This is a genomic window from Hymenobacter crusticola, from assembly GCF_002154225.1.
Taxonomy (GTDB): domain Bacteria; phylum Bacteroidota; class Bacteroidia; order Cytophagales; family Hymenobacteraceae; genus Hymenobacter; species Hymenobacter crusticola.
In genome coordinates this window covers 45,903-66,000 of record NZ_MTSE01000010.1, presented here as the reverse complement: position 1 = coordinate 66,000, position 20,098 = coordinate 45,903, and the positions used below count along the sequence as shown (strand labels likewise).

Genomic DNA, 20,098 nt, shown 5'->3' with positions numbered 1-20,098 from the left:
GCGTTGCTTTTAGTGTCAAGTGTCTTGTTAGAAACTAACGTTTTGCTGTCAGTACGTCTGGCACTTTGGTCCATTGAATATCCGGGTAACGGTCGTTGTCTAGCGGCTCCTCTAATTTCGCTAGGCCCGTGAACATGTTGTGCAAATACTGCATACCCTGCCAAGGTGGGAATACTTCGTCTTTGGCTGGCATCAGGGTGCGCGTCACGTTGATCATGCCTTTCAAAAAACCTAGGCTTCCAACCCGGAACAACTTATAGGGCTTTCCCGTGGCTTTGCTGGCGTCGGCCTGCAACTCGCGGATGCTGGCTACTTCACCGGCCACGCGCAAGTACCTAGGGGTGCTTGGGTCGAGGGCGGCGGCGGCGGTGAAGTTGGCGGTGTCGACCATGGTGGTAAAATCCAGCGGCTGATCGGCGTCGCCCCAGTACACCACTCGGCGCGGACCTTGCAACACAACCGGCGCCTGACCCTTGAGCAGGTCCATGAACATGCCGTTGAGAATAGACGTGGCTTGAATGGGTGCTTGATCAACTCGGCGCTGAAACTCCCGGCGCAGGTCGAAGTTGCGGTTTGAGCCCTCTGGCAAACGGGTAAAATCGGCTGAGTAATCAGAGGGGATAAAGCGCGGCACCCCCGCGGCTACGGCCGCGTCGAGCAAGCGCGTTTGCGCCTCCACAATCACCTCGCGCAGCCCCGACAGCGCTGATACCACGCACGTTGCGCCAGCGCAGGCTTTTGTTAGCTCTTCGGCGTTAGTATAGTCAATTTCTATTAGCTCACACCCTTGCAAGCGCAGCGAAGCGGCTTCGGCAGTGTTGCCCTTGCCCGGGCGCACCAGTGCCCGCACTGTGGCTCCTCGCCGCCGAAGATGATGGGCAATCAATAAACCTAGGGCGCCAGTAGAGCCAGCTAGCACGATGGTAGCCGGTTCTGAAGCTAGGGTATTAGGGGTGGTGGGCTTTGTCGCCATTAAAATCTGCTGTTAGAAACTGAGATTGCGCCCAATTATATTGTTACGAAGCGTAACAAGACATACAGGCGAAGGCAGAGAATGTTATAGATAGTGCGCGCTACGCCTCCCGCATCAATTCTAGGAGTTCGTCGAAGGTGCGCAGTAGGTCTTGGCGTGCTTCTTCCGGCTCGCTTTCCAGGCGACGCTCAAACACTTCGCGCTCCGTGAAGTCGTGGAGGCTGCGGGTAAGAGGCTCGGGCTCATCGAGCGGGCGCAAAGCCACGAGGCGCAGGTGACGACGATTTAGAACTTCAAGCTGGGTACGATCGAGCGTTGCAAGGACCTTCAGGAGCTGCTCGGCAACTTCGGTTTGTCCGAGCTCGGAGCGCACTTCCAGGTCGATCCAGGCGGGCAGCGAGTAGCCTGTGTTGTCGTACGTGGTGAGCTTGCTGAGCACTTCTTCCAGGCTGCCATGGAAGCGGGCTAGCCGTCGGCTGCCGGGCACGGCGAGGGGTTCGATTGTTACGCTGCCTAAAGCGAAATTCAGTAGGACCACCTCTTTGCCGTGGTCGATTTCGGAGAAGGAGAGGGGAATGGGCGAGCCGGAGTAGCGGATATGCTCGCGGCCCCCCACGCGCTGCGGCCGGTGCAAGTGCCCGAGGGCCACGTAATCGAATACCGTTGGGAAGTGCTCGGCCGACACCTGACCTAGGTTGCCGACGTGAATGGTACGCTCCGAATCGGAGGCAGCCCCCCCGGCGGCGTACAGGTGACCGGTGGCTAGTACCGGCACGCCTGCCTCTTTGAGCTGCCACACCAACTCGACCTCGGCGGCGCGAGCGTAGTGGTCGGCAATGCCCTGGCGGATGCGGGTTTCGCGCTCCTCCGCCGATTCGCCCGGCACCGACAGGCGCACATCCCGGTCGCGCAAGAAGGGGATGGCGCACACTACCAGTCCAGGTTTGCCGAGGGCATCGTCTAGCACAAGTACTTGTTCGTCAAAGCACTCGGGCACGCAGCCTACCACGTGCACGCGCAAGTGGCGTAGCAAGCGAGCCGGGGCATTGAGTGTGGCAGGCGAATCGTGGTTGCCGCCCACTATCACAATATCGCGGCAGTCGGTGGCCTGCATTTGCAGCAGAAAGTTATAGTACAGCTCCAGCGCGGCATTCGACGGCGAACCGGTATCAAACACGTCACCCGCCACCACGAGCACTTCTACGGCTTGTTCGCGTACCGTCTGAACCAGCCAGGTAAGGAAATGCCGGTGTTCTTCGGTACGCTCGTGGCCGCCAATAAAGCGCTGACCTAGGTGCCAATCAGCCGTGTGAAGAATTCGCATAGGAGAGGAAAAGCAAAGAAATCAACTTCGAAAATAGCTGATTTTCGGTGAGGAAGCTAGAATGGTCCTGTTGCGGGAAGCGTCGGCGGCGTGCGGCGCATGGTATGTTTGGCGCTAGAGTAACCTAGGTGCTTTGCCTATGCCGACGCAAAAAGCCCCGGCCGCGCTACCTCCGAAGGAAAGCCGCGCAGCCGAGGCGAGTACATTGAGAAAGGTGATGCCTAGTGCACGGGCTGCTTCTCAAACTCCGTAATGGCTTCCCCTAGGTCGTACACGGTGGCGCCGGGGAGGGCGGCCTGCAAAATGCTAGCACCCGCCGCCGAGCGGTACCCACCCGCGCAATGCACCAAAATAGGTTTGTTGATTGGCACCTCGCCCGCGCGGTCGCGCAATTCGGGCAAGGGAATGTGTAGCGCATTCGGAAAAATCGATTGCTTACTTTCCGTTGTGTTGCGGATATCAACGATGGTAAAATCCTCGGGACGTTGGCGCACGTGTTCTAGGTCGAGCTCAGGACTGGTAACCGGCAGCACAGGGGGCGTGAGCAACGCGCCGCGAATGTTGGTTTCGTAGCCAATTTTGGCCGTTTTGCGGATAACCGTGTCGAGGGCAATCTGCGAATCAGCAATCAAATAGAAAGACTCTTTCGGGCCCACAACTGAGCCTAGCCAGGTTTCAAACTTGCCACCGTCCATCAGGTTGATGGCGCCCGGCAAGTGACTAGCGCGGAACGAAGCCGCTGGCCGGGTATCAACCACCAGAACGTCGTTTGCTAGCAGCGCATCTGACTGCAAGCGCGGCACTGCGCGCACGCTGTCTTCAAAGGGCTGGGCACCTAGCTTGTTGAGCGCGACATCGTAAGGAAAATACTTCGGCACAAATGGCTGGTCCTCCAACAATACGCGCACGAACTCCTGCTCCGGCATGGGCTGTAGGGCGTAGTTGGTTTTCAACTCCTTGCCGATGGTGCTATCGAGGTCGGGGCTGGTTACTTTGCCGCATAAGGAGCCGGGGCCGTGCGCTGGGTACACGCGCGTAGCGGGCGGCAGCGACATCAGCCGCTGGCGGGTGCTGCGGTAAAGTTGCGCGGCAAGTTCTTCGCGCTGGTGGCTGCCGAGGGCTGCATCTTCGCGCAGATCGGGGCGGCCTACGTCGCCCACAAAAAGCGTGTCGCCGGTAAACACGGCCCGGGTCTGGGCGCTATCGTCCATGAGCAGTACTGAGATGCTGTCGGGCGAGTGGCCGGGCGTATTGATGGCGTGCAGCTCCATGGTACCTAGGTTGATTCGGTCGCCGTCGTCGAACGTATCGTGCGGGTAAAGAGCTTTCGAATATTTGCTGCAGTAAATAGTAGCGCCGGCTTCCTCCGCTATTTCTAAATGGCTGGAGACGAAGTCGGCGTGGGTATGGGTTTCGATGACTGCCACGATGCGCGCGTCGTGTTCATCGGCGAAATCATAATAAGGTTGAGGGTCGCGGCCTGGGTCGATGAGCGCCACTTGGCGGCCGCAGCGGATGGCGTAGCTGGCATGCGCTAGGCCCTTGTCATAAAATTGCTGAATCTGAACGGAGGTACTACTACTCGGCAGAGGACTCATGGTGGTTGGTTGTGGTGGGAGGCACGACTACTTACGCGGAAGCAGGCGTGACTACTTCAAATATACGTAAGCTCACGTAGGACGAGCAGTCTCAAAGCAGAAGAACCCCTGCTGGGCTAAGCTGTTCAAGGTGATACCTGCGTCTACGACCTTAAGATACATGGTTCTACCTAAAGGGTTTATGCTTGAGCGTTCAAAAAAAGATAAGGTAACGAGGAGGGTGAGCAGTCGTCAAGATCAGAGAAATAGATAATCAATAAAAAAGCCCCGACCGAGTGGCCGGGGCTTTTCGCGGAGAACCAAGAAGGAACCTAGCCTAGCTTTTCAGCTTGACTTTATCGTCCTTCATTTTGGCCTTGCCTTCTTTACGCCCTTCCATCCGGTCTTCGCGCATGGTGGCGTACTTAGTGTACTGCTCGGGCGTCAGGATGCCTTTGAGCTGGGTTTCGTATTGCTCGCGGGCAGCTTGCATGTCGTTGCGCATAGTAGTCCGGTCGCCGCTGGCCATGGCGCTGGCGCGCTTTTCCTGCATTTGCTGGGCTTGGGTGAGTGTAAGCTGGCGTACTTTTTCGGTTTGGTCGGCGTTCAGACCTAGCTGGGTAGTAAGCTGTTTGGCGCGGGCCTCGGCCATTTGCTCGGGCGAGCGTTGCATGCCCCGACCCATACCACCGCGGGCCGTACCGCCAGCAGTAGACAGATCATCGGTTTGGGCGGAGGCGACGCCCGTGGACAAAGCGAAAGCCGCGAGGAGAATGAGCAACTTTTTCATAGGGGGTGTGTCTGTTTGGGTACTTACTGCCGGTTGGATGGCAGGACAGGAGCTAGGTTTAACCCACACCCGGGAAAGTTTGCGCTTCCACTAGCCTCCGCCACCATAACCGGATAAAAAGTTATATTCGGGCCAGCCGAAATGCGGTTTTTTGTTGCATTGTAGCTTCTACACCTTCTTTCACTTTCTCATTTTCTACTCTGTCTATGGCAAATATTTTCGCCAAGAAACCCCTAGCGCAACTACTGGGTGAAGCCAACTCTTCGGGGCACGGCTCGCTGCAGCGAACGTTGGGGGCGGGCAACCTTGTAGCGCTAGGCGTGGGCGCTATTATCGGCGCGGGTCTGTTCGTGCGCACGGCCAATGCCGCAGCCCAGGCCTCGGGCCCGGGCGTGACGCTGGCCTTCGTGCTAGCGGCGTTCGGCTGCGTGTTTGCCGGTCTGTGTTACGCCGAGTTTGCGGCTATGATTCCGATTGCTGGCTCAGCCTATACCTACGCCTATACTACCATGGGCGAATTTGTAGCCTGGGTTATCGGCTGGGCGCTTATCATGGAATATGCGCTGGGCGCGGCTACCGTGTCCATTGCCTGGAGCGAATACCTGAATAAGCTCTTGGAGGTCTTTGGCACCAGTATACCGTATAGTCTCAGCCACTCGCCCTTCGAGCACGCCGTGGTCAATGGCGTAACGCAGCAAGGAATTGTCAACCTGCCCGCCCTGCTCATTATCGTGGCGCTGAGCTTGTTGCTCGTAAAAGGTACGCAAGAGTCGGCGCTGTTCAACGCCGTTGTGGTAATCCTGAAAACGCTCATCGTGCTGGTTTTCATTGCTGTCGGCTGGCAGTTTGTAAACCCCGCTAACCACACACCTTACCTCATTCCGGCCGATGCCGTGGTGAAAAACGCCGCTGGCGAAGTAGTACGCACCTACGAAGGGTGGAACAAGCACGGCCTGGGCGGCATCCTCGGGGGCGCCGGCATTGTGTTCTTCGCTTTCATCGGTTTTGACGCTGTAAGCACGGCCGCACAAGAAGCTAAAAACCCCAAGCGCGACATGCCCATCGGCATCCTAGGTTCGCTGGCTATTTGCACGGTATTGTACATCCTGTTTGGGCACGTACTCACGGGCGTGGCCAACTGGCGCGAATTCGCTGACCCGGCTTTGGGCGGCGAAGCTTCAGTGGCCTACGCCATCCGGGCGCACATGCCCGGCTACGGCTGGCTGGCTACGGCCGTCACGGTTGGTATTCTACTCGGTTTTACCTCCGTTATCCTGGTGATGCTCATGGGACAGAGCCGCGTGTTCTTCTCAATGGCGAAGGACGGGCTGATGCCTAAGGCTTTCTCGGAGCTGCACCCCAAGTTTAACACGCCCTACAAGTCTAACCTCATGCTGATGGTATTTGTAGGCTTGTTCGCGGCCTTCGTGCCTGGGTCACTGGCCGGCGACCTTACCTCCTTTGGCACCCTGCTAGCTTTCGTGCTAGTAAGCATAGGGGTATGGATTATGCGTAAGTCTGATCCCGCACAGCCTCGCCCTTTCTTGGCGCCACTTTCTTCGCCGAGCTTCCCGCTGGTACCATTCATGGGTGCTATTGTGTGCGTGGCTCTTATTGCCGGCCTCGATGAATTTACGCTGAAAGTAGCTTTTGCTTGGATGCTGCTTGGCTTTGTTGTCTACTTCCTGTATGGCAAGCGCAACTCAATGCTGCAAAAAGGCATTGTGGTAGTGCCTACCGAGATGGATGAGGAAGCCTTTATCAAACCCGACAAGCATAATGCTTAATCGGCAGGGTATTCTGCTCACCTAGCTAAGAAAGAAAGCCTTACCCACTGCGGGTAAGGCTTTCTTTTTAACTGGCTACAACCTGTACTTCGCTTTTGAGCTTGAGTACCCGGTCGCCGTTCGCTTGAACAATAACAAAGGCCGGATTATCGGCTGTGCCGTGGCGCGTAACGGCGTGGCCTTTCAGCTTGCGCGTTACCAGCTCTTTGTGGGTTTCTTCGATCTTGCCGGTGGCCGTACCGGTACCATATTTCCAACTGACGGTGGTGCCTTTGCGCATAAAAAGTGAGATGAGGAGAAAAAGAGTAGCCAAGCAAAAAGTAGGTATACTCAGCTAGATATATAACGGAGGGAATAATAGGTGGGAAGGGGCGGAGGCTAGCAGGCAGCACTTGCCCTACGATGTAACAAAATATGATTAGTTATTAATCTCGTAATCAGCCGTTTGTTCGAGCCGCGACACGGATAAATAGTACGCGTTTATACGTATTTTACTCTCTTTTGATAAAATTTTCACCTTCCTATCATCCAAACCAATAATTATATTCTTACATTTGATTCGTCTTATAAAAGATTGGATTATTCAAGCATAAGTGCCTGCCATTCCGGCCATAACGAGGCTTGCGATGGTCCAGTCCCTGCACTCACCTATTTATTAAAAACAAACTTTTAACCCATGGCGTCGAAAATCCTCTCCTTCATCTGCCATATGCCCGGAGTGATGCCCGGAGCTTATCCTTCTGTACCTACCTCACCGGCGCCTGCGAGAGCAGCTGACCGCAAAAACAACGAAAACAAGCAAGTAGAAGGTGGCCATTTTACGGCTATCTACGAGAACGAACGGTTTGTCCGCTTCAAATACATCAGTAACGCTAGCCGCTCATAGTATTGCCTTAGCTTCTACACCTGTTTACTGACCAGCGCCGCGCTTTCTTCGCTCGAAGGAAGCGCGGCATTTTTATGTGCCACACCAGTGGAACGGGCCAAGGCCGGATTTCGGCTAACTTGCGGCCCAGTCTAGTCGTTTTGCCTGCATGAAGGATCTGTCGTTTCGTTTTTTATTTCTCCTATTAGTAGGGCTGGGGCTAGCTTCCGAGCCACTCCGGGCGCAGCAGCCTGCTTTTTTGCCCGATGAAAACTCGTACTACGGGGTAATAGCCCGCAGCAGTGGTCGTTCGCTCGACGTGGTGAATGCCTCCGCCGAGCCAGGAGCTGCTACAGTGCAGTGGGAATTTACGCAAGCGCCGAGTCAGCAGTGGCGCTTCGTACGGGTGTCGCCGGGCAGCGTGTATTTCCGCATCGAGGCCAAGCACAGTGGAGCGTGCCTAACCGTGGAAAAGAACGAAGAAAACTCGCCGCTTGTGCAGCGGCCCTGGTCGGGTAGCTTCTACCAACAGTGGGCCCTCACATCCGGCGGACCAATCGGAAGTATTCAACTGCTTAACCGCGGCACCGAGCGTTGTGCATCGCTGGCCGCGGCCGACAAAGCCAACGGCACGCCTGTGGTGGCACAGCAGGCCCAGAACCGAGCTACCCAGCAGTGGCGCTTGTTTAAGCTGCACCTGAACCTCGACCCCAAGCAACCCGGCTTCGGCACGCCCGAGCCGCTAACTTCTCTGAACACGCCCGGCAACGAGCTGAAGCCTGTGCTGGCGCCCGATGGGAAGACATTGTACTTGGTACGCACCAAGTACGACGGCAATACGGAGGGCAACACCGAATCGGGCGATAGCTGGCTGAGTACGTCGGCGGATGGGCGGGCTTGGGCAGCCGCCACGCGCTTAGATGCACTGAACACGCCGCAGCACAACGGCGTGATGGCCATCACGGGTAACGGCAGCTCGCTGCTGGTGCGCGGCACCTATGAGCGCGACGGCAGCTTCCGCGACGAAGGCGTTTCGAAAGTGGCCCGCAACCTGACGAAGGGCGTACGCCCCCAGCGCTTAGCCATTGCCAACTACTACTCCACAAATATTGCCACCGACTTCTTCGAAACGCCCGACGAGAAGATTCTGCTGCTCTCGTTGGAGCGCTCCGATACCTACGGCAATAATGATTTGTACGTGAGCCGGGCGGGCGCTGGCGGGGCTTGGTCGGAACCGCTAAACCTAGGTCGGGTGCTAAACTCGCCAGGTTTTGAGTTTGCGCCCTGGCTGGCACCCGATGGCAAAACCTTGTATTTCTCGTCGTACGGTCACGCGGGCTACGGCGGCGCCGATATCTTCGTGAGCACCCGCCTCGACGACACCTGGACGAACTGGACGGAACCTCGCAACCTAGGGGCGCCGCTCAATGGCCCTGGTTTCGATGCCTACCTCAGTCTCACGCCCGACGGCAAGCAGGCCTACCTCGCTTCGGGTCGCACGGCTAATACGCCGGCCGACCTGTTCCGCGCCGTTGCGGGTATACCCCCCGTCGATACGGTAGCACCTGCCCCGGCAGTGGCTCCAGAAGTAGCGGCCCGCACACTGCTCACGGGCCGGACGCTCGATGCTAAAACGCGGCAGCCCGTTGTGGCAGAAGTAAAGGTAACCCGCCTCAGCAGCGACCTAGCTTTCAACGCCACCGCCCGCACTGGCGCGTCGGGGGGCGCCTTTCAGTTTTCCTTGCCGCCGGGGCAATACCGCCTGGCCGCCACCAGCAGCGGTTATCTCACGGCCACCGATACCGTCACCATGGTTGGCTCGCTCAACCGTGATTTGCTATTAGTGCCAGCTAGCGTTGGCTCGCGGCTGGAGTTGCCTACCCTTATTTTTGCCCAGGGTAAGTACGCACTGCTGCCCGACTCGTACGCTGAGTTGAATCGTCTGGCTCGCACGCTCACCGACAACCCCACGGTGAACATTCGCCTCGAGGGCCACACCGACAACCAGGGCAACCCAGCGCTCAACCAGAAGCTCTCGGAAGACCGTGTGGCCGAAGTGCGGCGCTACCTCATCACGCGCGGCATTGCCGAGAGCCGAATCAGTGTGATTGGCTACGGCGGTACCAAGCCGCGCACCAGTAACGAAAAAGAGGAAACCCGCCGGCTCAATCGGCGCGTAGAATTCACTATTACCAAGCAGTAGCTAGGTTCGGCAGGAGCTTTTCGAAAAGGCCGTCGTGCAGTTACCTAGCTGCACGATGGCCTTTTTACTTTTCGTTTATGCGAGCTACCATTCTACGTCAATTAGAACTGCCCAACTTACCGTCGGCTTCGGGGGTGGAGGTAGTAGGCGACCGGGCCTACATCATCGGCGATGATTCGCCTTTCCTATACTGCCTCGATGTGCATTCTTTTGCGGCCGGCGCACCGGTTACGTTGTTTGAAACCGCTCACTTTAGCACCGGCCGTATTCCCAAAGACCTGAAGCTAGATCTGGAAAGCATGACCGTAGTGCCTGGTTCCAATGGCGAAACGAACCTGCTGCTGTTCGGGTCCGGCGCTACTTCGGCGCGGGAAAATGGCTTTTGGGTTGAATTGACTGCCGATGGGAGGGCGGCTGCCACGGTGTATCCGGTGTCGCTGGCGGGGTTGTATGCTGCGCTGCGGGCGGCTTTGCCAGCGGGCATCACCCTCAACTTGGAAGCAGCTGCTGCTACCCAAACCGAACTATTATTATTCCAGCGCACCGTAGGCTCTACAGCTGGCAACCTAGTGTTTCACTTGCCACTTTTGCCTACCCTAGAGTACCTGCGGCACCGACAAACGCAAGTGCCACCAGTACAAACGCAATTCTACTTATTACCAGCTATTGAGGGCAAGCCAGCAGGCTTTTCTGGCGCTACGGTGTTTCAGGATACCTTGTTTATCACGGCCTCCGTCGAAGACACGGGCGATGCCGTCGCCGATGGCACGGTGCTAGGTAGTTTCATTGGCATATTGCCCTCTACTGAATCAGCCAGCCGGACGGCTCCCATAAATCTGCCGCTCACCCAATTGGTACTACCTAACGGCAACCCCTACCGCGGCAAAGTAGAAAGTGTAGCCGTGCGCCATGTGATGCGGCCCGGCCAGTACGAGCTATTGCTCGTGACCGATGACGACGCTGGCGGCTCTACGGCCGTAGTCGTAGAGGTAACCATCTAACTTTGCTAGAAAGAAGCTAGGCTAGGTAGCTAGCCCCTTTTTGGCTTTTAGGCCAAGCATTTCTACCCTCAAAAATGTTAAGAGTTGAGCCAAGAAATTTTTTTGTAAATAGAAAAACCGAATAGCACACTACTTCGTACCTACCCCCAACTACTGCCAAGTTTCAGGCAATAGTCTTCTCCTTGCTTCTCTCATTTTCAGGAGCAAGGTTTTTTAATGTCATGTTATATAGTAAAATTTTAATATAAAGATGTAGTTTCTCGCATTGGTTACAGTTCTGTTTATGCTGCTTTGTTACTTCTATTCTTTGTATGCTTGAGTCTCACTTTGAAATTTTTCGGGGAACTGATACCCTTTACCATTTCCATTTACGGAACCAACACGCCGATGTCTTGCTAACTGGGCATCCGTACTTTTTCAAGCCTGGTTGCTACATCGGTATTATGAATGTGCGTGCGTATTGCCGGTCGCAGTATATCACGCGCAATGACGAGCGTTCCAGTTATAGCTTTCGGATGCACGATGACATGGGCGAAACAATTGCGCATGGTGCCACTTACTGCACCATGAGTGAGCGTGAACAGGCCATCCAGGAAGTGCTAAACCTAGCAGCTGTGGCGCCCGTCGTGTACCTAGGTTCCATCGTGTCGGTGGAAGTAAATATGCCCTAGCACTTGCGCTACTCTTATACAAGCGCTGCTCACTGAGGGTAAGGCGGTGGGGCTGCGTAGAAGCGCTATTGAGCAAGCTTAGGCGGTATCAAATAGGGGTGCAATCCTAGTGTTCACAGCTGAGCCTAGTAGCCCAAAGCTAGGTCTTGTAATATCTTAGCCGGTAATTCACTAACTCACTATACTAGCCAATGCAAGCAACGATTGAAGCATACCTGGCAGCCTACAACGCAAAAGATATTCCGGCGATGCTGGCCCTGCTCGATGAGCAAATAGTGTTCGAGAATGTTTCGAATACATCTGGTGTCATCACCACCTCAACCAAGCAAGAGTTTGCGGCACTAGCTAGGCAGTCGGTAGACTATTTCGCAGAACGCAGGCAGATCGTCCGATTTGCAGTGATGGGTGCTGGTGCAGCGGCCGTCGAAATTGACTACCAAGCAACGCTCGCGCAGGACCTGCCCAACGGTCTGAAAGCTGGAGAGCAACTGAAACTCAGGGGCGTGAGCGTGTTCGAGTGGCGAGACGGTAAGTTTACGCGCATCAGCGACTACAGCTAGGTACGAGAACCTAGGCTGCTGATTCGTAAAACTGTTGCCCGACGGAGTGGTGGTTTATTTCTAGCCAGCAGGTAAGCGGCGAACTTCGCCAATTTGCGTTTATTGCTTCATCACTAAAGCAATGACGATGAGCAAGCTCCCTGCTTTTTTAGCTTCCGTATTACTCACCGTGGTGTGTAGTGGATTTTACCACGCAGCCGCTTTATCAGCCGACCTTCGGCCGATGCCAGCCAAGTCCGCAATCAGGACGGGGGCGGAGCAGACGGAACAGTATATGCCTTATCTGCAAGGCAAACGTGTTGCGATACTAGGGAATCAAACCACCATTCTTGGTAAAAAGCACCTAGTTGATAGCCTGAAAACGCGAGGTATAACCATTGTCAAGGTGTTTGGCCCAGAACACGGCTTCCGTGGCAACGCGAGCAACGGCGCCCACGTGCAAGACGAAGTGGACCGCGCCACGGGTATCCCCATTGTCTCGCTCTACGGAGCCAAGCACAAGCCTTCCGCAACCGACCTAGCCGATGTCGATGTGATGCTATTTGATTTGCAGGATGTCGGTTGCCGTTTCTACACTACCATCAACACGCTAAGTGATATCATGGAGGCGTGCGCGGAAACAGGTAAAGAGCTCGTCATTCTGGACCGTCCCAATCCGAATGGCTACGTGGATGGGCCTGTGCTCGACATGAAGCTTAAGTCGGGCATCGGTAAGTTTCCCGTTCCCATCACCCACGGCATGACCATTGGGGAGTTTGCCCAAATGATCAACGGGGAGGGCTGGCTGCCGAATAAAATGCAGTGTAAGCTCAAAATTGTGCCCGTACAGAACTATGCCCATGCGATGGAATACACCCTACCCGTGAGTCCGTCGCCTAATCTCAACACGCAACAGGCAGTTCTGCTTTACCCTTCCTTGTGTTTGTTTGAGGGAACCATTGTAAGCCAGGGTAGGGGCACACGGATGCCATTCACCGTGCTAGGTAGCCCCGATCTAAAAGGCATTTACTCGTTCTCGTTTACGCCCGTGAGCTTACCAGGTAAGTCGGAAACGCCTTTGCACCAAGATCAGGTTTGTTACGGTCTTGACCTGCGAAAATACGACACCGCCAAACTGCGCAAAGCGGGCAAGATTAACATTCAGTGGATGATGGATCTGTACAAGGCGTATCCAGCTAAAGAAAAGTTTTTTGATCGAAGCCTAAGCAAGCAGATAGGACGAATTGAGGCTCTGGCGGGTACTACGCTCTTCAAAGAGCAAATTACGATGGCTAAGAGCGAGACGGAGATTCGCAAAAGCTGGGAACCGCAGCTAACTGCCTACAAGGTCATGCGGAAAAAATATACGCTTTATCCGTAACCGTGAGTGGTAACCTAGCAGCCCACAACTAGATGATCTCATACTCCCGCAAACCTAGCCTCAATCGTCAACAGGCAGTTTTGAGTAAACAAAACGAAAAGTAATGTTGGTACTATGCTTTGTGTATAGATATAAAAACCAAGCAGTTACACCTAAGTGATGTGAGCTAAAGAAAGCTAGCTTATTTGCTAAAGCAATTAGTGCTATTTAATTTAGCTTGAAATCATAAGCTATTTAGGAATGGCTGCTAGAAGAAATAACCCGCAAACCGTCGTTCTTGACTCCTCTTTAGCTGGGGAATTTGATGAATTTGAAACGCAGGATTATGCCGACGAGAATACCTCCTCTGCGTTTTCTGAAGAGGCCGATGCTTCTTTGTGTCCAAACTGTGGCGAGCCGCTAGTGTGGCATGATGAAGCGTGCAGTGCGCCACCACCTCTCGCCGTTACGCCGGAAGAACCTGTGCCCAGCCTTGATACTGATCCTAGCCCTAGCTTAACGCCTTCCCGTTTTGCCTACGCCATCGGTCAGCCTGTGCAACCAACTCACAATTCCCAACCCTACACCATTATTTGGCGTGGGCAGGTGAAAGAGCGCCACCCCCGCACGGGGCTACTCTACCGCGTCAACGTCTACAGACTCAACAATGGCTTCTGGGACTGTTACTTCGAAGCCGAGCTACAAGCAGCCTAGCTAGTAGAACCAGGAGGTGAGCTAGGCGCTCCGAGTTACTGGATTTGTAGCATAAGACAGCCCGAAAGCGCAAGTTTTCGGGCTGTCTTGTGTGATGTTTATTTTCCCAGCAATACTTGATTTAGAGGTTAAATTCTAACTAGAGCTTCGTATTCTTCTCGTTGAATAATTGTGGGAGCCATCCTGACGAGCAGGGCGGTGTAGCTTGATCTTGGCGAAACAGAAGATTGTAAAGCGCTGAAAACGCGAAAAAGGCCAGAAATCAATTTTCCTAGCATTGCTAGAAGAACTGATTTCTGGCCTTTTAGTGCCACGTGTGGCTAAAAAGTACCCAGAGCCGGGGTCGAACCGGCACATCTTGCGATATTGGTGTTTGAGACCAACGCGTCTACCGATTCCGCCATCTGGGCTTGTCTCGTTCCTACGACTCAGGAACGGGTGGCAAACTTAGAGAGACTTTCTTGAATTCGCAAGAGGTAGCGTCGTTTCAAATAATAAGTGCGGACTTGTTGTAGGGCTTGTGGGCGCACATCGACGGGCAAACCGGGGTAGCCAGCCAGCACGGGTTCAATGCCTGCATCCAGAGTCTCAGACAAGGTGTTGACTTCATTCTCAATACGTTGGACTACTTCGGCATCAGGCTCAAACTCCAGTTCCATCAGTTGTTCATTAAGCTCCATTACTTCCATTAAAAAATCTGGTGGAAGCTCCTGTTTTCCTTCTTCCAGCAGCCCGTGCAAGCCCAAAATGTAGGCCATACGCAGATCAGGGTCGGAGAGGGTACGGTAAGCGTTGGTGTTGAGCGTAGCGAGGTGCAAGATTTCCTGTTGCCGTTCTGGGCCTTCAGTGGCATGAAAGTCGGGGTGATACTGCCGGCTCAGCGTGTAGTACTGTCGCTTTAGAGCTGCCTCATCAGGCTGGAAGGTTTCAGGAAGACTATAAAAGTCAAAGTAGTTGGTGTCCATAGTTAGCAATACCGCTCTGGCCGATTATAGTTGGGGTTTTCAAGTGCGTATACCGCTTTATTGTCTTCTTCACAGTTGCGGCTCCAAGTATTATAAAAAGTTTGGCCTTTGACGAAAAGCGTTTTTTCATCCGCAGAGAGGTGCGAAGTTGACTCAGGCGAGTGCGCGCTGATGATGTCAGAACCTAGTTACTGCCGAAGCTAGGCTATTGCTGGAAAGCCTCGAACTGCTTGTTGCACCGAGAAAGCCTGCGCTGGCGCCGCAAACAGTTTTTTTGTGGCGGGCCATACCTCGCCAAATAACGCTGAGCGTCGGTAGCTATCCAGTGTGGCCACGGACTCCCAATGGCTGTAAGTACAATACGTGTGTGGCTGATCAACATCTTGCCATAGCTCCAGGTGATGACACCCGGGTACTTGGCGAATTTTATTTTCTGAAGCGCTGAATAGCTGCAAGAAATCGGCTATAGCATCAGGCCGAAAGCTCATTCGCACAATTCTTATTATCATTGACTTAACGCAGTAGCGTTGAGCAAAAGGTAGAGCTCATAAAGTATGACACTGTGTCTCATTTTACTTAACATAATATAAAAACAAATACAACCAATTGTTTTATAACGATTTGCGAAGAGAGTAGAGCTAGCTTTTGGCACTGACCTCCACCTCTACTGGAAAGCGCACATCAACTTGAGAGTCGAAGTAAAGGCCTAGTAGCTCGGCGGCGTTTCCCTGGTTGATGCCGATGCAGAGGATATCTTGGCTGTTGAAAATGCACACCGCGTCGCCGGGGTCGGCGGCTTGAAAGTGGGGAAGAATGTCGCGGATTGTTTCGCGGGCAAAGTGCACTGACCCCACGCGGCCCCGGCCAATAACTTCCACGGCCGTGCGGCTGATATTGGTAATGAGGTTGCCGTAGTGGTCGATGTGCACCACATGCCCCGTAATGCGGTTGTCTTGAAGCCGGAGCTGCCGATTGACTTTCTGATTGAGCTCAGTGGTAGCCGGACCTAGATCGGCTAGTAAGCCGCCTTGAGCAAGGTGCACGGCCGCAGGCGCCAGCACATCTCGGGTAGGGGAGGGCGTGGGCAGAGCCGGTAAGCGCACCAACTCTTCGGGAGAACTGTCGGTGAGCAAGGCAATTAAGCCATTATCGGCGGCTACAAAATAGTGGCCCTCGTGCAAGGCGGCGTGCCAGCGGGGCTGCGGGCCGCCATAATCGTTCACGCCGAGCAAGTGTACCGTGCCGGGCGGAAAATCTCTAAACACCGCATTGAGAACGTATAGAGCGTGAGCGATGTTGAAGGGTTCGATGGCATGGGTGATGTCCAGAACGGGTTGCGTAGGCGCCAACTGAAGCAGTCGTGCCTTCACGGCAGCTACATAATGGTCGCGGTAGCCAAAATCGGACAGAAACGTAATCAGCCCCATGCCGGAAATAGAGATTCTTCGTACTATTGTTTAACCCGATGCGGGGGCGGCAAAAGTAGGCGTTTTAGGCGAACTAAGCTGAACTTACGCCGCTATTGCCGGGTCATTTCCCTAATTCATTCGCTAAAAAGCACCCACAGATTGGTCGAGAAAATCATCACCCTCGAAAATGTTTCCCTCGTCGACTTCCTCGGACCCGACAACCAAAACATTCGCCAACTAGCCGCCGCCTTCCCAGGTAGTAAAATAATTTCTCGCGGCAACGAAATTAAAATTCAGGGCCAAACGCCCGTCATTGCGCGTATCAACGAAATTCTGTCTTCCCTCATTGAGCACTACCACCAGTATGGCCAAATCACGGATAAAGTGGTGAGCGAGTACGTATCGGCTGCCGATGATGAGCAGCAGGAGCGCATCATTGCCACCTCTTCGCCGGCCGATGTTATTGTGTTCGGTGCAAAGGGCGGTGTGATCAAGGCTAAGACCCCCAACCAGCAGCGCCTCGTCGATTCGGTGCTCAAAAACGACCTGACCTTTGCCCTTGGTCCGGCCGGTACGGGCAAGACCTACATTTCGGTGGCGCTGGCCGTGCGGGCGCTCAAAAACAAGGAGGTCAAGAAAATCATCATTTCGCGCCCGGTGGTAGAAGCAGGCGAGAGCCTAGGTTTCTTGCCCGGCGACATGAAAGAAAAGGTCGATCCGTACCTACGCCCGATTTATGATGCTTTGGAAGATATGATTCCGGCCGAAAAGCTGAAATTCTACCAGGACAACAAGATCATCGAAATCGCGCCGCTGGCGTACATGCGGGGCCGGACGCTCAACAATGCCTTTGTGCTGCTCGACGAGGCCCAGAATACCACGCCCTCGCAGCTCAAGATGTTCTTGACCCGCATGGGGCCCTCAGCGAAAGTGATGGTAAACGGCGACCGGAGCCAGATTGACTTGCCCACCAAGCAGAAGTCGGGCCTGTTGCAGGCGCTGGACATTCTGAAGGATGTACGCGGCATCGGCTTCGTGGAGATGAGCGCCGAAGACGTGGTGCGTCACCGTTTGGTGAAGGAAATCGTGTACGCCTACGACCGGTTTGATGCCACCCAACAAAAAGAGCAAGCCAACCGGCCTGTGCGCGAGTACCGCCCGTACCAGAAAAACAACGACCGCCCAGATCGGCACCCCGATGCGCGGCCAGAAAACAACGGTACGGCTTCGTTGCCCGTCAACCACGAACAGCAACTGTAACGTTTCGTACTTGCGGGATTGGCCTAGGTCAGTCCCGCATTTTTTATACCCTTTCTCAGCAACCTAACACGGAACTGCTTGCTTGGCTTGGATGCTGCTTTGTCATGCGACATCGAGCCTTTTAAAAATGATTCGGCAACGAACTGAGTTCGCAACTAGTTGAATGCCCTGATCTGATTTGTAGTAGCCGCTTGCTTCTAGGAGTAAGCGGCTTTTTTATTGGGCCTGTGGGCGAAAAGGTGGTGCTGGTATGGATATTGGCCGTGCGTAGGGTAATCTATCGTTAGCCGGTTTATTCTAGTTGCTATGATCCGTTGGGCTCCTTATGCCTTTGTGCGCCTTACCCTGGCGCTTGCTGCGGGTATTCTTACTTACTTCTACCTAGGCAACGCGCTACCGGACATGCGAGGGGCCGTGTTGGTGATAACTGTGCTGTTTTTGGGCGTGCAAGTTTGGTCGACGCGCAGTGCAAACCTAGGCCTGACCAACGCCGCCGGCTTGCTGGCGCTGCTTACCATCTATGGCACTGGCCTCACCCTTACCCAGCAAGCTACCGAGTCGCGCCGCGCTGATCATCTTTACCGCTTTGGGAGCCAAATCGAGTTCTATCGGGCTGTGGTGAATGACTATACGGTGGTACGCCCGGCTACGTACGCTACCACAGTGCGCGTATTAGCGGTGCGGGTGCACGGGCATTGGCAGCCGGCAACGGGTGGCATCCGGGTGTCCATTCCAAGGCAAGAAAACAGCGCAGTAGTAGCTGCTCCGCAGTACGGCGACGTGTGGCTCGTGCGCGGTGCCCCCACCCCGAGCAAGCCCCCGCTCAATCCTGGTGAGTTCGACTACCGTCGCTACCTCGCCTACCATCAGGTGTATCACCAGCAGTTCATCCACCCAGATCAATACCGCATGATCGCCGCGCAGCCACCTAGCTATTTGCGGGCAGTAAGTATGCGTGCGGCACGCACGCTCGATGGCGTGTTTCGGCAGTATGTGCATGCGAAGCGCGAGTATGCCCTCGCTTCAGCCTTGGTGCTTGGCATCAAAGACGACGTCGATCAGGAGACCAAGCAAGCTTACGCCAACACGGGTACCACGCACATCATGGCCGTGTCGGGGTTGCAGGTAGGACTATTGTTTGGAGCAACTATGTGGCTGTTGAGTCAAGTACCTGGGCGGCGCGGCCCGTTCTTCCGGGCTATGACCGCCGTGCTGGGCCTAGCCGTTATCTGGACGTATGCCTTTGTCACGGGCTTGTCGGCGTCGGTGCTGCGGGCAGCGGTGATGTTTAGTTTCATCATCGTGGCGCGGGCTACCGGCCGCCAGAGTACGATGTACAACACGCTGGCCGTGGCTGCGTTCGGCCTGCTCTGCTACGATCCGTATTTGCTAGTAGATGTAGGTTTCCAACTGTCGTTTCTAGCGGTGCTCAGCATTGTGTACGTGCAGCCGCGCATTATGACCTGGCTGGACGTAAAAGGCTATTTTGTGGCCCGACAGCGCCCCTGGCAACCTAAGGTGGTGCAGAAGCTCTGGCAGTGGACGAGTTGGCTGATGAATAGTATTTGGCAAGCCACGGCTCTATCGCTGGCGGCGCAAGTGGCTACCTTCCCGCTAGGATTATTCTATTTTCATCAGTTTCCTCTTAGCTTCCTTGCTTCTAACCTCGTGGCGGTGCCTATATCCTCGGGGGCGGTGTACGTCGGATTAATACTGTTGCTGCTGAAGGGAGCAATAGCTTCTCTTGGCTTGGTTGCACCCGCGCTGGCCACCGGGCTCGACTGGATACCTAGGTTGGTGGCGGGAGTATTTGAGCTGATGATCTGGCTGTTCAACGAGTATATCTTCCGAATTGGGCGCCTGATGCCCGGCGCGCTCATCAGCGGTATTCATGTGACGGCCCCACAAACATGGCTAGTTTTCGGCGTTATCTTGACGCTACTCACCTTCTTTGCTGCCCGCCGCTTGGTGTGGCTCGGGCTAGCGTGCTCGCTATTGGGCGCGTTTGCTGGCAATCAAGTATGGGCCGCTCACCAACTCAAAACTGACGAGCGACTCATCATTTACAGCATTCCGCGTCGCTCCGTGTGCGGCTTCTGGCAAGGGGCCTCCGCCGATATTGTAATGGTCGATTCCTTGCCGCTCTCCGACCCTGAGCGTACGTACCGTATTGTGCCGGGCCTTATTGCCCGCGAAGCGCAGCGGGTGCAGTACCATATGGGGTGGCGTGGGGCCGCTGTGCCTGCCACTCAGTGCGCACCCGATAGCGGGCTGGTGCTCATGGCATGGCGCGGCTTGACGGTAGCGTTTGTCTCGCAGCCACTCAGCTCGGCCCGGCAACCAAAACCTGTGTCGTTGGTCGTGTTGCGGCGCAATGCCCGGGTAAAAGCGGCCGACCTAGCTGCTGTATTTGGGAAAGATATTAGGATTGTTTTTGACTCTTCCTGCCGTTCTTGGTACGTTCAGCGAATGGCCCCCGAGCTGCAACAGCTTGGTATGCAGACGTATGATGTAACGACGCAAGGGTTTTATAGCATACAGCCGCGCTCTTAGGCAAGGGAGGGAATGCGCCGAGGCGAAACCGAGAACCCTAGCAAGGCAGTATATAGTTTTATAAGAGCGTCATTTTCGTTAGGTTTGATTACCATGCCCCTCAAATA

Annotated in this window: 18 protein-coding genes and 1 tRNA gene; 10 read left to right on the top strand and 9 right to left on the bottom strand. The window is 54.8% G+C overall.

Features of this window, described 5'->3' with window-relative positions:
• Positions 1 to 34 precede the first annotated feature (34 nt).
• From BXP70_RS17980 to BXP70_RS17965, 4 genes are all read right to left on the bottom strand, one after another.
• Positions 35 to 973: an NmrA family NAD(P)-binding protein gene (locus tag BXP70_RS17980; RefSeq protein ID WP_086595503.1), complete on the bottom strand. Its 939-nt coding sequence runs from the start codon at positions 971 to 973 to the stop codon at positions 35 to 37.
• A gap of 100 nt (positions 974 to 1,073) precedes the next feature.
• Positions 1,074 to 2,297: an exonuclease SbcCD subunit D C-terminal domain-containing protein gene (locus tag BXP70_RS17975; RefSeq protein ID WP_086595502.1), complete on the bottom strand. Its 1,224-nt coding sequence runs from the start codon at positions 2,295 to 2,297 to the stop codon at positions 1,074 to 1,076.
• A 221-nt stretch (positions 2,298 to 2,518) separates the two neighbouring features.
• On the bottom strand, positions 2,519 to 3,895 hold the full coding sequence (locus tag BXP70_RS17970; protein ID WP_086595501.1) for an MBL fold metallo-hydrolase: 1,377 nt from the start codon (positions 3,893 to 3,895) through the stop codon (positions 2,519 to 2,521).
• A gap of 316 nt (positions 3,896 to 4,211) precedes the next feature.
• A complete protein-coding gene (locus BXP70_RS17965; RefSeq protein WP_086595500.1) occupies positions 4,212 to 4,664 on the bottom strand; it encodes a hypothetical protein in 453 nt (150 codons plus the stop codon).
• Between the two features lie 206 nt (positions 4,665 to 4,870).
• Between BXP70_RS17965 and BXP70_RS17960 the strand changes: the two genes are divergently transcribed.
• On the top strand, positions 4,871 to 6,451 hold the full coding sequence (locus BXP70_RS17960; protein WP_086595499.1) for an amino acid permease: 1,581 nt from the start codon (positions 4,871 to 4,873) through the stop codon (positions 6,449 to 6,451).
• Positions 6,452 to 6,518: 67 nt separating this feature from the next.
• On the opposite strand, the gene BXP70_RS17955 is transcribed toward BXP70_RS17960, so the two are convergent.
• Entirely contained in the window at positions 6,519 to 6,731 is a 213-nt protein-coding gene (locus BXP70_RS17955; RefSeq protein ID WP_086595498.1) for a hypervirulence associated TUDOR domain-containing protein, read from the bottom strand.
• 396 nt (positions 6,732 to 7,127) lie between these two features.
• Here BXP70_RS17955 and BXP70_RS17950 point away from each other — a divergent pair, with 396 nt between their 5' ends.
• From BXP70_RS17950 to BXP70_RS17920, 7 genes are all read left to right on the top strand, one after another.
• The gene (locus BXP70_RS17950; protein ID WP_086595497.1) at positions 7,128 to 7,337 is read left to right on the top strand and encodes a hypothetical protein; all 210 of its coding nucleotides are present in this window, start codon (positions 7,128 to 7,130) and stop codon (positions 7,335 to 7,337) included.
• A gap of 148 nt (positions 7,338 to 7,485) precedes the next feature.
• Complete coding sequence (locus tag BXP70_RS17945; protein ID WP_086595496.1) at positions 7,486 to 9,519, top strand: OmpA family protein; 2,034 nt, start codon at positions 7,486 to 7,488, stop codon at positions 9,517 to 9,519.
• 77 nt (positions 9,520 to 9,596) lie between these two features.
• Entirely contained in the window at positions 9,597 to 10,520 is a 924-nt protein-coding gene (locus BXP70_RS17940; RefSeq protein WP_086595495.1) for a DUF6929 family protein, read from the top strand.
• Positions 10,521 to 10,831: 311 nt separating this feature from the next.
• Positions 10,832 to 11,191 carry a DUF1508 domain-containing protein gene (locus BXP70_RS29530; RefSeq protein ID WP_143436556.1) on the top strand — a complete coding sequence of 120 codons (360 nt, stop codon included), beginning with the start codon at positions 10,832 to 10,834 and terminating at the stop codon, positions 11,189 to 11,191.
• 191 nt (positions 11,192 to 11,382) lie between these two features.
• The gene (locus tag BXP70_RS17930) at positions 11,383 to 11,751 is read left to right on the top strand and encodes a nuclear transport factor 2 family protein (protein ID WP_086595493.1); all 369 of its coding nucleotides are present in this window, start codon (positions 11,383 to 11,385) and stop codon (positions 11,749 to 11,751) included.
• A 121-nt stretch (positions 11,752 to 11,872) separates the two neighbouring features.
• Entirely contained in the window at positions 11,873 to 13,111 is a 1,239-nt protein-coding gene (locus tag BXP70_RS17925) for an exo-beta-N-acetylmuramidase NamZ family protein (RefSeq protein ID WP_218779813.1), read from the top strand.
• 240 nt (positions 13,112 to 13,351) lie between these two features.
• Positions 13,352 to 13,804 (top strand): hypothetical protein, encoded by a 453-nt coding sequence (locus BXP70_RS17920; RefSeq protein ID WP_086595491.1) that lies wholly within the window; start codon positions 13,352 to 13,354, stop codon positions 13,802 to 13,804.
• A gap of 328 nt (positions 13,805 to 14,132) precedes the next feature.
• Here BXP70_RS17920 and BXP70_RS17915 read toward each other — a convergent pair.
• The 4 genes from BXP70_RS17915 to BXP70_RS17900 all read right to left on the bottom strand — a co-directional run bounded on the left by BXP70_RS17915 (position 14,133) and on the right by BXP70_RS17900 (position 16,196).
• Positions 14,133 to 14,214: transfer RNA gene (locus BXP70_RS17915), tRNA-Leu, on the bottom strand.
• Between the two features lie 18 nt (positions 14,215 to 14,232).
• Positions 14,233 to 14,769 (bottom strand): Fe-S protein assembly co-chaperone HscB, encoded by a 537-nt coding sequence (gene hscB, locus BXP70_RS17910; RefSeq protein WP_086595490.1) that lies wholly within the window; start codon positions 14,767 to 14,769, stop codon positions 14,233 to 14,235.
• A 200-nt stretch (positions 14,770 to 14,969) separates the two neighbouring features.
• Complete coding sequence (locus BXP70_RS17905; RefSeq protein WP_086595489.1) at positions 14,970 to 15,278, bottom strand: putative quinol monooxygenase; 309 nt, start codon at positions 15,276 to 15,278, stop codon at positions 14,970 to 14,972.
• A 129-nt stretch (positions 15,279 to 15,407) separates the two neighbouring features.
• Positions 15,408 to 16,196 (bottom strand): SAM hydrolase/SAM-dependent halogenase family protein, encoded by a 789-nt coding sequence (locus BXP70_RS17900; RefSeq protein ID WP_086595488.1) that lies wholly within the window; start codon positions 16,194 to 16,196, stop codon positions 15,408 to 15,410.
• A 141-nt stretch (positions 16,197 to 16,337) separates the two neighbouring features.
• Here BXP70_RS17900 and BXP70_RS17895 point away from each other — a divergent pair, with 141 nt between their 5' ends.
• Both BXP70_RS17895 and BXP70_RS17890 read left to right on the top strand, forming a co-directional pair.
• Positions 16,338 to 17,438 (top strand): PhoH family protein, encoded by a 1,101-nt coding sequence (locus BXP70_RS17895; RefSeq protein ID WP_086595487.1) that lies wholly within the window; start codon positions 16,338 to 16,340, stop codon positions 17,436 to 17,438.
• Positions 17,439 to 17,744: 306 nt separating this feature from the next.
• Positions 17,745 to 19,991: a ComEC/Rec2 family competence protein gene (locus BXP70_RS17890; protein WP_086595486.1), complete on the top strand. Its 2,247-nt coding sequence runs from the start codon at positions 17,745 to 17,747 to the stop codon at positions 19,989 to 19,991.
• Positions 19,992 to 20,098 lie beyond the last annotated feature (107 nt).

Bases quoted from the DNA above. Each gene is read 5' to 3' on its own strand.
- BXP70_RS17980 (WP_086595503.1), bottom strand. From the start codon at position 973: ATGGCGACAAAGCCCACCACCCCTAATACCCTAGCTTCAGAACCGGCT.
- BXP70_RS17975 (WP_086595502.1), bottom strand. From the start codon at position 2,297: ATGCGAATTCTTCACACGGCTGATTGGCACCTAGGTCAGCGCTTTATT.
- BXP70_RS17970 (WP_086595501.1), bottom strand. From the start codon at position 3,895: ATGAGTCCTCTGCCGAGTAGTAGTACCTCCGTTCAGATTCAGCAATTT.
- BXP70_RS17965 (WP_086595500.1), bottom strand. From the start codon at position 4,664: ATGAAAAAGTTGCTCATTCTCCTCGCGGCTTTCGCTTTGTCCACGGGC.
- BXP70_RS17960 (WP_086595499.1), top strand. From the start codon at position 4,871: ATGGCAAATATTTTCGCCAAGAAACCCCTAGCGCAACTACTGGGTGAA.
- BXP70_RS17955 (WP_086595498.1), bottom strand. From the start codon at position 6,731: ATGCGCAAAGGCACCACCGTCAGTTGGAAATATGGTACCGGTACGGCC.
- BXP70_RS17950 (WP_086595497.1), top strand. From the start codon at position 7,128: ATGGCGTCGAAAATCCTCTCCTTCATCTGCCATATGCCCGGAGTGATG.
- BXP70_RS17945 (WP_086595496.1), top strand. From the start codon at position 7,486: ATGAAGGATCTGTCGTTTCGTTTTTTATTTCTCCTATTAGTAGGGCTG.
- BXP70_RS17940 (WP_086595495.1), top strand. From the start codon at position 9,597: ATGCGAGCTACCATTCTACGTCAATTAGAACTGCCCAACTTACCGTCG.
- BXP70_RS29530 (WP_143436556.1), top strand. From the start codon at position 10,832: ATGCTTGAGTCTCACTTTGAAATTTTTCGGGGAACTGATACCCTTTAC.
- BXP70_RS17930 (WP_086595493.1), top strand. From the start codon at position 11,383: ATGCAAGCAACGATTGAAGCATACCTGGCAGCCTACAACGCAAAAGAT.
- BXP70_RS17925 (WP_218779813.1), top strand. From the start codon at position 11,873: ATGACGATGAGCAAGCTCCCTGCTTTTTTAGCTTCCGTATTACTCACC.
- BXP70_RS17920 (WP_086595491.1), top strand. From the start codon at position 13,352: ATGGCTGCTAGAAGAAATAACCCGCAAACCGTCGTTCTTGACTCCTCT.
- hscB (WP_086595490.1), bottom strand. From the start codon at position 14,769: ATGGACACCAACTACTTTGACTTTTATAGTCTTCCTGAAACCTTCCAG.
- BXP70_RS17905 (WP_086595489.1), bottom strand. From the start codon at position 15,278: ATGATAATAAGAATTGTGCGAATGAGCTTTCGGCCTGATGCTATAGCC.
- BXP70_RS17900 (WP_086595488.1), bottom strand. From the start codon at position 16,196: ATGGGGCTGATTACGTTTCTGTCCGATTTTGGCTACCGCGACCATTAT.
- BXP70_RS17890 (WP_086595486.1), top strand. From the start codon at position 17,745: ATGATCCGTTGGGCTCCTTATGCCTTTGTGCGCCTTACCCTGGCGCTT.